The following is a 15,170-nucleotide window of genomic DNA, read 5'->3' as shown; positions in this document are numbered from 1 at the left end:
CCCTACCGCACCTTCCCTTCTCAATGACGAGAGAGGTTCCCTCATGCATTCCTTCCTCCGGCCCGCGGCGCTCGGCGTCGCCGCCGCCCTCGCGCTGGGCGCGGTCGTCACGGCCTCCCCGGCCGCGGCCGCCGCACCGGCCCCCCTCCTGCACTACTCGTTCGATGAGGCGCCGGCCGACGGCGTCACGATCGCGGACGACTCGGGCAACGGCAACGACGGCGTGCTGCGCCAGTCGGGCGCTTCCTTCGCGGACGGCGTGCTCTCGCTCCCCGGCGGTTCCGCCTCCGGTTCGGCCGCGTACGTGGAGATCCCGACGGACGACCTCGAGGGCCTGACCGATGCCACCGTCTCGATGTGGGTGTCCGACCGCTCCGGCGCGGGCAACGTCGCCGCCGCGTTCGTCGGCGCGCCCGTCGCCTCGGGAGCCTCCTTCTCCAGCGGCTACTGGCTGCTCAACCCCTCCAACCTGAGCGGCTACGTGAAGTCGGTCGTCACCAACACTGTGGACGCCTCGGCCCCGTGGGGCACCGAGGTCGGCGCGGGCGCGACGGGCACGCCCACGGCCGGTGTGCGGACGCCCGCCGGCATGGCGCTGTACACCACGGTCATCGACGGCACGAACGACAAGCTCACCTTGTACGTCAACGGCGTCAAGACGACTGAGCACGCCATCGCGCGCGACCTCGCGAGCTTCGGCGACCTCGTCGCCTACCTCGGCCGCTCGACCTACCGGGACGCGTACTTCGCCGGCGACTTCGACGACCTCGCGGTGTACGGCTCGGCGCTCAGCGACGCCGACGCGCAGGCGCTGTACGCCGAAGGCGCGCTCGACCGCGCCGTCGCCTCGGTCGCCGTGGGCGGCACGGCCGACGCCGACTTCGCCTTGCCGACCACCGCGTACGGCGCTCAGATCACCTGGGCCTCAGACGATGCCGCGATTACGGTCGACGGCGGCGCCGCCGCCGTCCATCGCCCTGCGCCCGGTTCGGGCGATGCGGTCGTCACCCTCACCGCCACCTTCACGGCCGCGGGCGCGACGCGGACGGTCTCCTACACGGTGATCGTCCCCGAAGACCTCACCGACGACGCGAAGGCGCAGGCCGACCTCGACGCGATCAGCATCGCGAACGCGGCTGACGTGCGCACCAACGTGTCCGTGCCGACCAGCGGCGCCGAAGGCGCCGTGATCGAGTGGACCCTCCCCGCCGGGGCACCGGCCTCCCTGCGCGCAGGCGCCGCGTCGGGCACGCAGACGATCGTCGTCGAACGCCCCGCCGCGGGCGAAGCCCCTGTGGAGGTCGTCGCGACCGCGACCGCGCGCGTCGGTGACGCCGTGCGCGCCAAGGACTTCACCCTCGTCGTCCAGCCCCTGGCCGCGGCCGCCGAGGAGGAGGCCTACGTGTGGGCGTTCTTCACCGGCGAGGGCGACGGCGCCGAGCGCGTCAGCCTCGCGGCCTCGCGCGGCAACGACGCCCTGAGCTGGAACACGCTCAACGACGGGCAGCCGCTCTTCACCTCCGACCAGGGCACGCAGGGCCTGCGCGACCCGTTCATCCTCCGCTCGGCCGAAGGCGACAGGTTCTACATGCTCGCGACCGACCTCAAAGTGGCCGGCCTCGCGGGCGGCTTCGACGCGGCGCAGCGCACCGGCTCCCTCTACATCGAAGTGTGGGAGTCGAACGACCTGGTCAACTGGTCGGCGCAGCGCCACGTGAAGGTCTCCAGCGACTACGCGGGCAACACCTGGGCGCCCGAGGCGTTCTGGGACGAGGAGCTCGACACGTACGTCGTGTACTGGGCCTCGAACCTGTACGACACCACCGATCCCGCGGCGCGCACGGCCGTGACCTACAACCGGATGATGTACGCGACGACCGACGACTTCGTCCACTTCTCTGAGGCCAAGCCGTGGGTCGACGTCAAGCGCGGCACCGGCCGCGGCACCATCGACGCGACCATCGCGCAGGTCGACGACACGTACTACCGGTTCATCAAGGACGAGGCGTCCATGACGATCCGCCAGGAGCGCTCCGACGACCTGCTCGACACGGTCGCCGGCGCCCTCCCCGGCGCGACCGGCCCCGCCGACGAGTGGACCCTCGTCAAGGACCGGGTCGCCACCGGCCTACCGAACGGCGAGCCCGGCGGGACGTTCACGCAGGGCGAGGGCCCGAGCGTCTTCCCCGCCAACCAGGGCGACGTCAACGGCTACGAGTGGTACCTCTTCATCGACCAGCCCTCCTACCACGCGGGCCCGAACTACTACATTCCATTCGCGACGGAGAACATCGCCGACGGGAACGCCTGGGAGCCGGTCGGGGCGACGCTCCGCGAGAACCTGCCGCAGAACGCCGACGGCGGCAAACCCCGCCACGGCACCGTCATCCCGGTCACCCGCGCCGAGTACGAGGCCGTCCTCGCGGCCTTCGCGCCCGACATCGCGGTCGCGGCCGCCGACCCGATCAGCGTGACGACCGAGTCCGGCACCGCGCCCGTCCTGCCCGGCGCGCACCTCCGCAAAGCCGACGGATCCCAAGAGGACGTCGCGGTCGACTGGGAAGCGATCGACCCCGCCCTGTACGCCCGGCCGGGCAGCTTCACCGTCTCCGGTGTGGCGCAGGACGACTCGCGCGTCACGGTGACCGCCACGGTCACCGTCACCGCCCCGATCGCGGTGACCGTCTCGACCAGGTGCCTCGCCGGCAAGGCGACGCTGGTCGTGCGGGCCGTGAACGAGGGGGACACCGCGCTCGACATCGCGCTCTCGTCCTCATACGGCGACAAGGCGATCACCGCACTGCAACCGGGCGCGGCCGCCTCGGTCGCGTTCAGCACGCGGCAGGCCGCCGTCCCCGCCGGGCAGGTCACCGCGACCGCCGACGGGTCCACCGTCACCGCCGCGTACGCCGCCGCAGACTGCGGCTGAGCCCTACGGCTCGGCCTCCTCCCAGGAGGCCGAGCCGTACCCCTCTTGCCACGGAGGGTCACCCCCGCTACTATCTGATACCGGTAACAAAGTTGTTGCCCGTCCCCTCGAAGGAGAGCGCATGGTCGCCCTGACCCGCGCGAGCCGCCCAGCTCGCCGCGTCCTCATTGCAGCGACGGCCGCCGCCGTCGCACTGGCCGGGGCCAGCCCGGTCCAGGCCGCGCCCGAAGACCATCTCGTCGCGCACTACGCCCTCAATGAAACGACCGGCACCGTCGCCGCCGACAGCTCCGGCCACGGCCGCGACGCCCAGATCGTCGGGGGCGCGACGCTCACCGGCGGCGAAGGCCTCCGCCTCGACGGCGCCGACGACCACGTCAAGCTGCCGAACAACCTCATCGCCGGACTCGCCTCGATCACCGTGAGCACCGAAGTGCTCGTGCGCGCCGAGCAGGGCACGCCGTACTTCATCTACGGCCTCGGCAACCCCGCGACCTCCAACTCCGGCACCGGGTACCTGTTCTCGACCGGCAACGCCTACCGCACCGCCATCACCACCGGCAACTGGTCGGGGGAGCAGAACACCACCAGCGGCGCGAACCTCGCACGCGGCGTGTGGAAGACCATCACCTACACGCTCGACGACGCCACCGACACCGCGACCCTCTACCTCGACGGCGTCCAGGTCGCCCAGAAGACCGGCGTCACCGTCACCCCCGCGCAGATCGGCGGCGGCACGACCACCGCGAACTACATCGGCCGCTCGAACTACGCCGCCGACAAGCACCTCGCCGGCAGCGTCCGCGACTTCCGCGTCTACGACGTGGCGCTCTCGGCGTCCGAGGTCGCGGCGCTCCATCCCTCCGACGAGACGAAGGTGCAGCGCGACGTCGCGGCACTCTCCCTCGGCGACCTCTCGAACGTGACGTCCGACCTCGCGCTGCCGACGGCGGGGTCGAACGGCTCCCAGACCACCTGGGCCACCAGCGACGCCGCCGTCATCTCCAGCACGGGCCGCGTGACACGACCCGCGAGCGGCACGGCCCAGGTCACGCTCACCGCGACGGCCACCAAGGGCTCCTCGACGGCGACGCGCGACTTCACCGCCACGGTGCCCGCGACGGGTGAAGCCGATCTCCGAGCAGACCTCGATGCCATCACCATCCCGAACGCCGACGACATCCGGGGCAACATCACGCTTCCCGAGACCGGTCCCGTACACGGGAGTGCGATCACCTGGACCGCCTCGCCCACCGGCGTCGTGTCCACCGCGGCCGAAGGCGAGATCGCGCCGGGCGTCGTCACGCGCGGCGCCACCGACCAGGACGTCGTTCTGACCGCGACCGCGGGCGGGCTGACCCGCGAGTTCCCGGTCACCGTGCGCGCCGCGCACGAGCAGGAGGAGTACGAGGGCTACGCGTTCGCGTACTTCACCGGGAACAGCGTCGCGGGCGAGAACATCCACTTCGCCGCGAGCGAGGGGAACAACGCGCTCGCCTGGAACGAACTCAACGGCGGGCTCCCCGTCCTGTCCTCGCAATACGGCGAGCAGGGCCTGCGCGACCCCTTCATCATCCGCTCGCCCGAGGGCGACAAGTTCTACCTCATCGCGACCGACCTCTCGATCGGCTCCGGCACTTCATGGGACACCTCCCAGCGCCAGGGCAGCCGGTACCTCGAAGTGTGGGAGTCGCACGACCTCGTGAACTGGTCGGCGCAGCGGCACGTGCTCGTCTCGCCCGAGACGGCGGGCAACACGTGGGCACCTGAGGCGTACTACGACGAGGGGCTCGGCGCGTACGTCGTGTTCTGGGCCTCGAAGCTCTACGCGGCGAACGACCCGGGGCACACCGGCAACACCTACAACCGCATGCTGTACGCGACCACCCGCGACTTCGTCACCTTCAGCGAGCCGCAGATCTGGCAGGACGGCAAGTCGCGCATCGACTCCACGGTCACGCTGCACGACGGCGTCTACTACCGCTTCACCAAGGACGAGGGCGCCGGCACGACCGGATGCTCCGACATCATCCAGGAGTCCTCGACCTCCCTGCGCGCCCCGCTCACCGAGTGGACCATGATCGACTCCTGCATCGGCCGCGACGCCGGCACGAGCGCGGTCGAAGGACCCTCGATCTTCCAGTCCAACCCCGGCGACGTCAACGGCGGCGGCAAGCACTACCTCTTCGTCGACGAGTACGGCGGGCGCGGCTACATCCCGCTCACCACCGACGACATCGCCACGGGCGGCTGGAAGGTCGCCTCCGACTACGACCTCCCGGCCAGCCCGCGCCACGGCACGGTCATCCCCGTGACGGCCGCCGAACTGGCGGGCCTGTACGAGGGCCGCGCGCCGATCTCCTCCAACGAGGACGGCGAGGTCGTCCGCTACGACTTCGCCGACGGCTCCGGGACCACCCTCACCGACGTGTCCGGCAACGGACGCCACGCGAAGATCAACGGCGCGACCTGGGCCGACGGAGCCCTGACGTTCGACGGCACCGACGACTACGTCGACCTGCCCGACGACCTCATGGGCGGCCTCACCGACATCTCGGTCGACGCCGACGTCTGGGTCGACCAGAACCAGTCCGGCAGCTACTTCATCTGGGGGCTCGGCAACACCGACGCCGCCGGCGCCGGCCGCGGGTACCTCTTCACCACCGGCAACGGCTCGTACCGCACCAGCATCACCGCCGGCGCGTACACCTCGGAGCAGACGGTCAGCTCGGGCTCGGCGCTGCCGCGCGGACGCTGGGCGCACCTGACCTACACGCTTCAAGGCGACACGGCCCGCCTCTACCTCGACGGCATCCTCGTCTCCACCAAGGACGACGTGACGATCGACCCCGGCGACATCTCCGGCGGCGAGACCTGGGCCAACTACCTCGGCCGCTCGCTCTACGAACAGGACTCCCGCTTCAAAGGCAAGTTCAAGTCCTTCGCGGTCTACGACCGCGCGTTGACCCCCGCCGAAGTCCTCGCCGCGGCGGGCGCCACCGGCGCGGTCACCGACGTGTCGCTCGGCGACCCCGCGGCGCTGGCGACCGCGCCGCTCATCGACGCGGAGGCCCGCACGGTCGTCCTCCCCGTCGTGCCGGGCACCGACGTCTCGGCGCTGCGGCCGACGTTCACCACCGCAGCCGGCGCCGTCGCCTCGCCCGCATCAGGTTCCACAGTGGATCTCTCCGCGCCCGTCGAGTACACGGTGACCTACGGCGGCCAGACCACGACGTGGACGTTCTCGGCCCAGGTCGTGAACAGCCCCGTCCTGCCCGGCCTCTACGCCGACCCGAACATCGCCGTCTTCGGCGACACCTACTACCTCTACGCGACCACCGACGGCTACCCCGGCTGGGGCGGCAAGGACTTCTACGTCTGGTCCTCGAAGGACCTCGTCGACTGGACCCGCTCCGAAGAGCCCATCCTCACCCTGGACGGCGCGAACGGCGACGTCCCCTGGGCGAGCGGCAACGCGTGGGCGCCGACGATCATCGAGCGGGACGGTAAGTACTACTTCTACTTCAGCGGCCACAACACCGCCTTGAACCGCAAGACGATCGGCGTCGCGGTCGCCGACAGCCCCGAAGGCCCGTTCACGGCGCAGCCGCAGGCGATGATCCTCAACAACGAGGCCGTCACCTCGGGCCAGGCGATCGACCCCGCGGCCTTCCGCGACCCGGTCTCCGGGAAGTACTACCTCGCGTGGGGCAACGGCGGACCCTCGAACGGCCCGGTCATCGCCGAGCTCAACGACGACATGGTCTCCGTCAAGGCCGGCACCTTCAAGCGGATCTCGGGCCTCACCGACTTCCGCGAGGGCGTCTTCCTCAATTACCGCGACGGCCTGTACCACCTGACGTACTCCATCGACGACACCGGATCGGAGAACTACCGCGTCGGCTACGCGACGGCGACGAGCCTCGACGGGCCGTGGACCTACCGCGGCGTGATCCTTCAGAAGGACACCTCGCTCGGCATCAAGGGGACGGGCCACAGCTCGATCATCAACGTGCCCGGCACGGACGACTGGTACATCGCCTACCACCGGTTCGCGCTCTCCGGCGGCGACGGCACCCACCGCGAGACGACGATCGACCGGCTCGAGATCGGCGCGGACGGACTCTTCCAGCCCGTCACCCCGACCCTCTCGAGCGTCCCGCCCCAGACCGTCCCCGAACCGGGGCCGGCGGTCGCGGTGACCTCCGGTTCGCGCTGCGCGGCGGGCAAGGTCGTGCTGACGGTGACCGTCGCGAACCACAGCGGCGGCCCGGTGTCCCTCGTCATCTCGACGCCCTACGGAAACAAGACGATCGCGTCCCTCGCGGCCGGGGGCAGCGCATCCACCGCGTTCACCACCCGCGCCGCGCGGATCGCGGCGGGCGAAGTCACCGTGACCGCGACGGACGCCGCGAACGCGGCCTCCGAGACCACGGTCGCCTATGCCGCCGCGAACTGCGGCTGATGTTTGCGGGCGGCGGCCACCCGGCTCAGCCGCCTCCCGCCCCTTCCGGCCTCTCGGCCGGTGAGTCTGCCGCGCGGCACGATCCGTGCCGCGCGGCCCGGGGGGCGAACGCCGCCCCGTTGCGAATTGAGAAAGGTCTCCAATAATGAAGCGTGGCATGGTGAAACGCGTGTCGGTGGCTGCGGCCGGCGGCGCGATGCTGGCGGGGGTCGCAGGTGCGGCCTTCGCGCAGGAGCAGGTCGGTTCCGGCTCCGATGTGGATGTGAACGTCACGATCGAGGACATCGACGAAGGCGTGCTGGCCATGAGCGTGGCGGGTACGACCGCGACGCTGGTCGAGGACGGGTCCACGGGCACCGTCCGCCAGTTCACGGGCGACCTGCCGACCGTGACGGTCACTGACACGCGCTCGGCCGACGAGATCCCGGACGGCGCGTTCTGGTGGGTCGAGGGCACGGCGTCGAGCTTCACCGGCGACGCCGGCCAGGAGCCGATCGGCGCCGAGAACCTGGGCTGGTCGCCGTCCCTCGCCGACGACGGCTCGGGCGCCGTCGCGGTCGGACCGGACGTCTCCCCGGCGCTGGACGCCGACGGGGCCCCCAACAACGTGGGCCTCCAAGGACAGGAACTCTTGGCGATGGCGCTCACGAGCGAAGAGGCGATCGGATCGTGGGAGGCCGGTGCGACCCTGACGCTCCAGGTCCCGGCCGACGTCGAGCCCGGCTCGTACTCCTCGACCCTCACGCTCTCCCTGTTCGAATGAGGACGGTAGGGCGGGCGCCAGCCGGCACCCGCCCCGCCGCCCGCTCCCGGAAAGGCCGACGATGGCGCTCACCTTCACTTCCCGTGCGGCGCAAGGCCTCCTCGCCGCAGGCGTGGCGCTCCTCGCCGTCGCGGCCCCCGGCGCACCCGCCGCCGCCCAGACCGACGCGGACACCGTGACCTGGTCCGTGCGCCCGGCCGACGCCTCCGGCGAGGACGGCCGCGCCTGGGTCGAGCAGGAACTGGACCCGGGCGCCACCGCCGTCGAGCACATGGCGGTCCGCAACCTCTCCGACCAGGAGGTGACCTTCCGCCTCTCGGCGGCGGACGGCTACTTCGGCGACAACGGCCGGTTCGGCATGCTCCCCTCCGACCAGGAGTCGGTCGACGCCGGACTCTGGATCGAAGTCCAGGACTCCGTCACCGTCGGCCCGGACGAGACGGCGATCGTGCCCTTCACGACCACCGTGCCGCAGAACGCGACCCCCGGCGACCACGCCGCGGGCATCGCGGCCTCGGTCCTGTCCGAACAGGTCGCCGAAGACGGCACCACGGTCGGCGTCGAATCGCGTGTCGGGTTCCGCGTCATGACCCGTGTGACCGGCGAACTGACCCCCTCAGCCGCAGTCGAGGCGGTCGCGTCCTCTTACGACCTGTCTTGGAACCCGCTCTCGCCCGGCACCGCGCAGGTGACGTTCGAGGTCGTCAACACCGGCAACGCCCGCCTCATGATCACCGGCGCCGTCGCCGCCGGCGGCCGCGAGGTCGCGTTCCCCGGCGAAGACGAGATCGACCAGGAGCTGCTGCCGGGGGAGCGCCGGACGTTCACCGTCACCGTCGACGACGTGTGGCCCTGGTTCTACGTGCCCGCCTCCCTTGAAGTGACCCCCGCCGTGATCGGCGAAGGCGAAGGCGCCCAAGTCGACCCCGTCGCGGCCGACGCCGGGTTCTGGGCCGTCCCCTGGCCGCACCTGATCGTCCTGGCGGGCATCGCGCTCATGATCGCTTCGAGCCTCTGGGGCCGTCGCCGCTCGAAGGCGCGCCTGCAGGGCCTGCTCGAAGAAGCCCGAGAAGCGGGCCGTCGCGAAGCGGCGGAAGCGCCCGCCCGACCGTAGGACCGCCTGGGCGGCAACCCGGTTTCCCGGGATCTCTTTCATTTATGTATCTGCATACTTGACTTCAATCTCGTGTTATGGATAACATCGACTTTGTTACCGGTATCAATATGTCGCGGGCAACGCACGCAGAAAGGCCGCATGCCATGTCCCCTCGCCTCTCACGCCGAACCGTCCTCCTCGGGGCCGCCGCCTCCGCGCTCAGCGCCCCGCTCTTGACCGCGGCCCCGGCCGCCGCCCAGCAGGCGCACACCGCCTACCTCATGGCCCACTTCACCGGCCAGCATTCAGGCGGCGAGCAGATCTACCTCTCCTACAGCGACGACGGCCTGCACTGGACCGACCTCAACAACGGCCAGATCGTCCTGCGCTCCACCGTGGGCACCCGCGGCGTCCGCGACCCCGCCCTCATCCGCTCCCCGCAGGGCGACCGGTACTGGATCATCGCCACCGACCTGCACATCGGTTCGGGCACCTCCTGGCCCGACTCCATGGAGCGCGGCAGCACCGCCCTCACCGTGTGGGAGTCCACCGACCTCGTGAACTGGTCGGCGCCCCGGCTGCTCGACGTGGCCGGGCCGATCGCCGGGGCCGGCAACGCCTGGGCGCCCGAGGCGATCTACAACCGCGACACCGGCGACTACGTCGTCTACTGGGCGACCAACTCCACCGTCGACGGCGAGCGCCAGCACCGCATCTGGTACTCGCGCACCACCGACTTCCGCACGCTCACCGCCCCGCAGGTCTACATCGACCGGCCCGGCACGACCGGCCTCATCGACACCCAGATCATCGAGGTGACCGGCAGCGTCGGAGGCTGGCGCTACTACCGGGCCTCCGGGGACGGCCAGTTGACCATCGAGGCCTCGGACTCGATCCTCGGCACGTGGACCCGCCTGGGCGACCTCTCCCACCTCGGCCTCACCGGCAGGGACGTCGAAGGACCCATGTGGGCCAAGTTCAACGACCGAGACGAGTGGGTCCTGTGGCTCGACCAGTACCGGACAGGCCGCGGCTACATGCCGGTGTCCTCGACCAACCTCGGCAGCACCCAGAACTTCCGGGTCCGCTCGGACTACCAGCTCGGCACGACGCACAAGCGGCACGGCTCGGTGCTCAACCTGACCGCCGCCGAAGCGGACCGGGTCCGCGCCCGGTGGGGGAGCGTCCCGCCCAACCGGCTCCAGTCGTACAACTTCCCCGACCGCTATGTGCGGCACCGGAACTTCGACGTGCTGCTCGACGCGAACGTCTCACCGGCGGCCGACGCGCAGTTCCGGATCGTCCCTGGCCTCGCCGATCCCGCCGCGGTCTCCTTCGAGGCCGCCAGCCACCCGGGCCACTACCTGCGCCACACGAACTTCGACTTCGCGCTGGCCCGCGGCGACGGCTCGGCCGCGTTCGCCGCCGACGCCACGTTCACCCGCGTCCCCGGGCTGGCCGACGCCGCCGCGGCGTCGTTCCGCTCCGTCAACCACCCCGACCACTACCTCCGGCACTACGCCTACGCGCTGCGCCTCGACCCGATCACCACCGCCACCGGGCGCGCCGACGCCACCTTCCGCGTCACCTCCTGACCCGGTCCCGGACCGCCGCAACCGTTCCGTCACAACGAAAGGCGACATCCAATGACCTCTCGCCGCCTCATGCTCACCACCGCGCTCGCCGCGGCCGCGGCCGCCGTGATCCCGGCCGCTCCGGCCGCCGCGCAGACCAACGCCGCCTACGCGATGGTCTACTTCAAGGAGTCCCCGAACCAGACCGACGACAGCTACGCCCTCCACTTGGCCGTGAGCGACGACGGCCTCAACTGGGCGCCGCTCAACCAGAACCGGCCCGTCGCGGTCCCCACCGCCGGGACCGGCGGCCTGCGCGACCCGTTCATCATGCGCAAGCAGAACGGCGGCTTCGCCGTCCTCGCCACCGACCTCAAAGGCCGCATCTTCAACCAGAACAACCAGTACATCCACGTGTGGGACTCGGCCGACCTCACCGCCTTCACCGGCTACCGGCGCGTCCGCCTCCACGAGATGGCCACGCACTCCTGGGCGCCGACCGCGTTCTGGGACCCCTCCCGCAACCAGTACGCGGTCGTCTACTCCGCCAACAACGGCACCCGCGACGTCTTCATGGTCAACTACACCAGCGACTTCGTCACGATGAGCGCGCCGCAGCTCTACTTCGACCCCGGCTTCGACGTCCTCGACGGCGACGTCCTCGTCCACAACGGCGTCTACTACCTCGCCTACAAGAACCTGAACGACCAGAACCTCTACATCGCCCGCTCCTCCACGGGTGCGCCGAACTCCTTCACCACCATCACCTCCGGCCTGCGCCAAGGCCAGGGCATGGAGGCCCCGCTCCTCGTCGCGTCCACTTCGGGACGCACCTTCTGGCTGTGGGGCGACTCGTACTCGCCGGCCAACGCGGTCTTCTACGCCTGGCAGTCCACCGACCTCGCCGGGAACGCCTGGTCGGTGCTCGACCAGCGCGCCTACACCGCTCCGATGAGCGCGAAGCACGCCGCGATCGAGCCGATCACCGCCGCCGAACGCGACGGCGCCGTCTCCCGCTGGGGCATGCCGCAGTGGAACCGCCTCAAGTCCTACAACTTTCCCGACCGGTACGTGCGCCACGCGAACGGGCTCGGCCGCATCGACCCGTTCCCGATGGAGCCGCCCGCCGACCAGCAGTGGCGGCTCGTGCCCGGGCTCGCCGACGCCGCCGGCGTCTCGTTCGAGTCCGTGAACTACCCGGGCCGGTTCCTGCGGCACGCGAACTACGCGGTCCGCCTCGATGCGAACGACGGCTCCTCGCTGTTCGCCCAGGACGCGACCTTCCACCGGGTCGCCGGTCTCGCCGACGGCGCGTGGGCCTCGTTCCGGTCCCACAACGTCCCCGACCGCTACCTGCGGCATTACAACTACGCGCTGCGGATCGACCCGATCGGCACCGCCACCGCGCGCGCCGACGCCACCTTCCGAGTCACCTACTAGGAGGCCGCCATGTCCGACACCGGGCCGCGCCGACTCCGGCTCGTCGCCAACGTCCTCCTGGCGCTCGTGGTCGCCTTCGGCACCATCGTCGTCTCGAGCGCCGGCGCCCAGGCGCAGACCGCTACCTTCACCAATCCGCTCAACTCGTCCGGCGCCGACCCCTGGATGACCTACTACCAGGGCAACTACTACCAGATGACGACCCCTTACGCGGGGCCGATAACGATGCGCCGGGCCGCGACCATCGCCGGGCTGAAGAACGCCGCCGCGGTCCCGGTCTTCAACGACTTCCCCGCCGGCCGCAACCGCAACGTCTGGGCGCCGGAGTTCCACTTCCTCAACGGCCCCAACGGATGGCGCTGGTACATCTACTACTCGGCCGGGAACGGCGACATCGAGGGCCAGCGCGTCCACGTCGCCGAGAGCGCCGGCACCGACCCGATGGGCCCCTACACCTACAAGGGCATGGTGTTCGGCGCCGACGACTGGTGGGGCATCGACGGCTCGGTCGTCACGATCGGCGGACAGCTCTACTTCACCTGGTCGGGCGTTCCAGGACGGTGGACGGGGAACGACCCGAGCATCTACATCGTGGCGATGGGCAACCCGTGGACGGTCACCGGGGCGCGCACGCAGATCTCGACGCCGCAGCACGACTGGGAGGTGCAGGGCACGCCGATGAACGAGGGGCCGGCGGCGCTGCAGCACGGCGGCGACACGTTCATCACCTACTCGGCCAGCGCCTGCCAGGGCCCCGACTACAAACTCGGGCTGCTGGAGCTGACCGGCACGAATCCGCTGAGCGCCTCCGCGTGGACCAAGCTCCCCGAACCGGTCTTCGAACGGAACGACGCGGCAGGCGTCTACGGGCCCGGACACAACGGGTTCTTCACCTCGCCGGACGGCACCGAGAACTGGATCGTCTACCACGCCAACACCTCGCCGACGCAGGGCTGCGGCGGCACCCGCACCACCCGCATCCAGGAGTTCACCTGGAACGCCGACGGCACGCCGAACTTCGGCACGCCCGTCTCGGTGGGCACGGTGCTGCCGGTGCCCTCCGGCGAGACCGTCGGGGCGTACAACCGGCTCCAGTCCTACAACTTCCCCGACCGCTACGTCAGGCACGCGAATTTCGACGTCCGCATCGACCCGTCGGTGACCCCGGCGCAGGATGCGCAGTTCCGGATCGTCCGCGGCCTGGCCGGGACGGGGACGGTCTCGTTCGAGTCGGTGAACTACCCCGGCCACTATCTGCGCCATTCGAACCACGACTTCGCCCTCGTGCCGAACGACGGCACCGCGCTGTTCGCGGCCGACGCCAGTTTCCGCCAGGTGGCCGGGCTCGCCGACGCGACCGCCGCCTCGTTCCAGTCCTACAACCACCCCGACCGCTACCTCCGCCACTACGACTACGCGCTGCGGCTGGACACGATCACCACCGCGACCGCGCGAGCGGACGCGACCTTCCGAATCCTCTGATCAACCCCTCGTCCGCCCTGGGCGGACCGCTGGTGCCCCGGCCGACTCCTCCCGGCCGGGGCACCGCGCTGCACTTCGTTGGAGCCGAGCTAGCGGTCTCCGGCGCCCTCGTGGTGCGCCAGGCGGCGCTTCGACTCCTCCAGCTCGTCGCGGAGGCGCTGGTTCTCCACTTCCATCTCCATGACGACCTTGATCCCGGCCAGGTTCAGCCCGCCGGCGAGCAGCTCGGCGATGTGCCGGATGCGGGCGAGGTCGGCGTCGCTGTAGCGCCGGGTGCCGCCCTCGGTGCGGGCCGGTACCACCAGGCCTTTCGCCTCGTAGACGCGCAGTGTCTGCGGAGCGAGCTCCAGCAGCTCCGCGGCGACCGAGATGCCGTACACGCCTTGTCCGGACGGCGGCCGCCCGAGCCCTGCTGGATCGACCACCGCGCGCTCCTCTACCGAGATCAACCGAGAACACCATCATTTTACCTCAGGCTTCCGCTAGACAAAATCTCAATCCTGCGCTATATATTTATTGTCTTACCGGACCGTAGATCCAACTTCTGGAGGTGACTCAGATGCTGGTGCGCTCGGACCCGTTCCGGGACATCGACCGGATCGCACAGCAGATGCTCGGGCTGAACGACTCCCAGCTGAGCATGCCCATGGACGCCTGGAAGGAAGGCCACACCTTCAACATCCAGATCGACCTCCCCGGCGTGCGGGAGGGCGACATCGATTTGGAGGTGGAGCGGAACGTCCTGACCGTCAGGGCCGAGCGGCGCGCCGTCGAGGCCGGCGACCGCGAGATCATCCACGCCGAACGCCGCACGGGCAGCTTCGCGCGGCAGATCCTCCTCAGCGACGCGCTCGACACCGAGCAGGTCGAGGCGACGTACCGGGACGGCGTGCTCACGCTGCGGATCCCGATGGCCGAGCAGGCGAAGCCCCGCAAGGTGCTCATCGGCGCCGGGGCCAAGGAGATCGAGCAGTAAATCCAGTGCCCATCGAAACCCCCGCCTGGCGCGGGCCCAGCGCTCGCGCCAGGCGGCCGTTCCGGAGCTGACAATGAGCGGACACATCTACGAATTCCATGGCGGCGCCGTCGAGTACGAGCTGCGCTGCGACGATTGCGGCCGCGTCTTCCGCTGCGGCGACGACTCCTACTTCAGCTGGCCGGTCCTGTGCGACGCGGCCGAGGCCGACGGCTGGCGCGTGAATCCCGGACTCGCCGACGATCACACCTGCCCCCGCTGTGCCGCCCGCGACGCAAGGCCCGCCCTTCCGAGACCCCTCACTACGACCGCAGTCGGCTGAGGGCGGCGAGAGAGCCGATCGGGTGCGGGGTACCCCGCCGTTGCCGGGTGCTCGCCCAGCCGCCGGAGGCATGCGGAGGTGTGTCGCAGCTCGCGTGTGTGTCTTAATAAACTGACATTGATT

At 70.4% G+C, this 15,170-nt stretch carries 10 protein-coding genes; 9 read left to right on the top strand and 1 reads right to left on the bottom strand.

All coding sequences use genetic code 11. The annotated features are described in order from the left end of the window. Positions 1-43 precede the first annotated feature (43 nt). The 7 genes from J5V16_RS09505 to J5V16_RS09475 all read left to right on the top strand — a co-directional run bounded on the left by J5V16_RS09505 (position 44) and on the right by J5V16_RS09475 (position 13,749). A complete protein-coding gene (locus J5V16_RS09505) occupies positions 44-2,929 on the top strand; it encodes an immunoglobulin-like domain-containing protein (RefSeq protein WP_208495881.1) in 2,886 nt (961 codons plus the stop codon). A 121-nt stretch (positions 2,930-3,050) separates the two neighbouring features. Continuing rightward, on the top strand, positions 3,051-7,394 hold the full coding sequence (locus J5V16_RS09500) for a family 43 glycosylhydrolase (RefSeq protein WP_208495879.1): 4,344 nt from the start codon (positions 3,051-3,053) through the stop codon (positions 7,392-7,394). Positions 7,395-7,551: 157 nt separating this feature from the next. Beyond that, positions 7,552-8,157 (top strand): hypothetical protein, encoded by a 606-nt coding sequence (locus J5V16_RS09495; RefSeq protein WP_208495877.1) that lies wholly within the window; start codon positions 7,552-7,554, stop codon positions 8,155-8,157. Between the two features lie 61 nt (positions 8,158-8,218). After that, positions 8,219-9,271 (top strand): WxL protein peptidoglycan domain-containing protein, encoded by a 1,053-nt coding sequence (locus tag J5V16_RS09490; protein ID WP_208495875.1) that lies wholly within the window; start codon positions 8,219-8,221, stop codon positions 9,269-9,271. Between the two features lie 146 nt (positions 9,272-9,417). Next, a complete protein-coding gene (locus J5V16_RS09485; RefSeq protein WP_208495873.1) occupies positions 9,418-10,848 on the top strand; it encodes a glycoside hydrolase family 43 protein in 1,431 nt (476 codons plus the stop codon). Positions 10,849-10,899: 51 nt separating this feature from the next. Then, positions 10,900-12,267 (top strand): glycoside hydrolase family 43 protein, encoded by a 1,368-nt coding sequence (locus tag J5V16_RS09480; RefSeq protein ID WP_208495871.1) that lies wholly within the window; start codon positions 10,900-10,902, stop codon positions 12,265-12,267. A 9-nt stretch (positions 12,268-12,276) separates the two neighbouring features. Then, a complete protein-coding gene (locus tag J5V16_RS09475; RefSeq protein ID WP_208495869.1) occupies positions 12,277-13,749 on the top strand; it encodes a family 43 glycosylhydrolase in 1,473 nt (490 codons plus the stop codon). 89 nt (positions 13,750-13,838) lie between these two features. Here J5V16_RS09475 and J5V16_RS09470 read toward each other — a convergent pair whose 3' ends face one another. After that, positions 13,839-14,174 (bottom strand): MerR family transcriptional regulator, encoded by a 336-nt coding sequence (locus tag J5V16_RS09470; protein WP_307792909.1) that lies wholly within the window; start codon positions 14,172-14,174, stop codon positions 13,839-13,841. 134 nt (positions 14,175-14,308) lie between these two features. On the opposite strand from J5V16_RS09470, the gene J5V16_RS09465 reads away from it, so the two are divergent. Then, on the top strand, positions 14,309-14,725 hold the full coding sequence (locus J5V16_RS09465; protein ID WP_208495867.1) for an Hsp20/alpha crystallin family protein: 417 nt from the start codon (positions 14,309-14,311) through the stop codon (positions 14,723-14,725). Between the two features lie 73 nt (positions 14,726-14,798). Further along, positions 14,799-15,047, top strand: coding sequence for a hypothetical protein (locus tag J5V16_RS09460; protein WP_208495865.1), 249 nt, complete (start codon positions 14,799-14,801; stop codon positions 15,045-15,047). Positions 15,048-15,170 lie beyond the last annotated feature (123 nt).

This window comes from Glycomyces niveus (genome assembly GCF_017592475.1).
Taxonomy (GTDB): domain Bacteria; phylum Actinomycetota; class Actinomycetes; order Mycobacteriales; family Micromonosporaceae; genus Glycomyces; species Glycomyces niveus.
The sequence above is the reverse complement of the archived record's forward strand: the minus strand, read 5'-3'. Positions and strand labels throughout refer to the sequence as shown.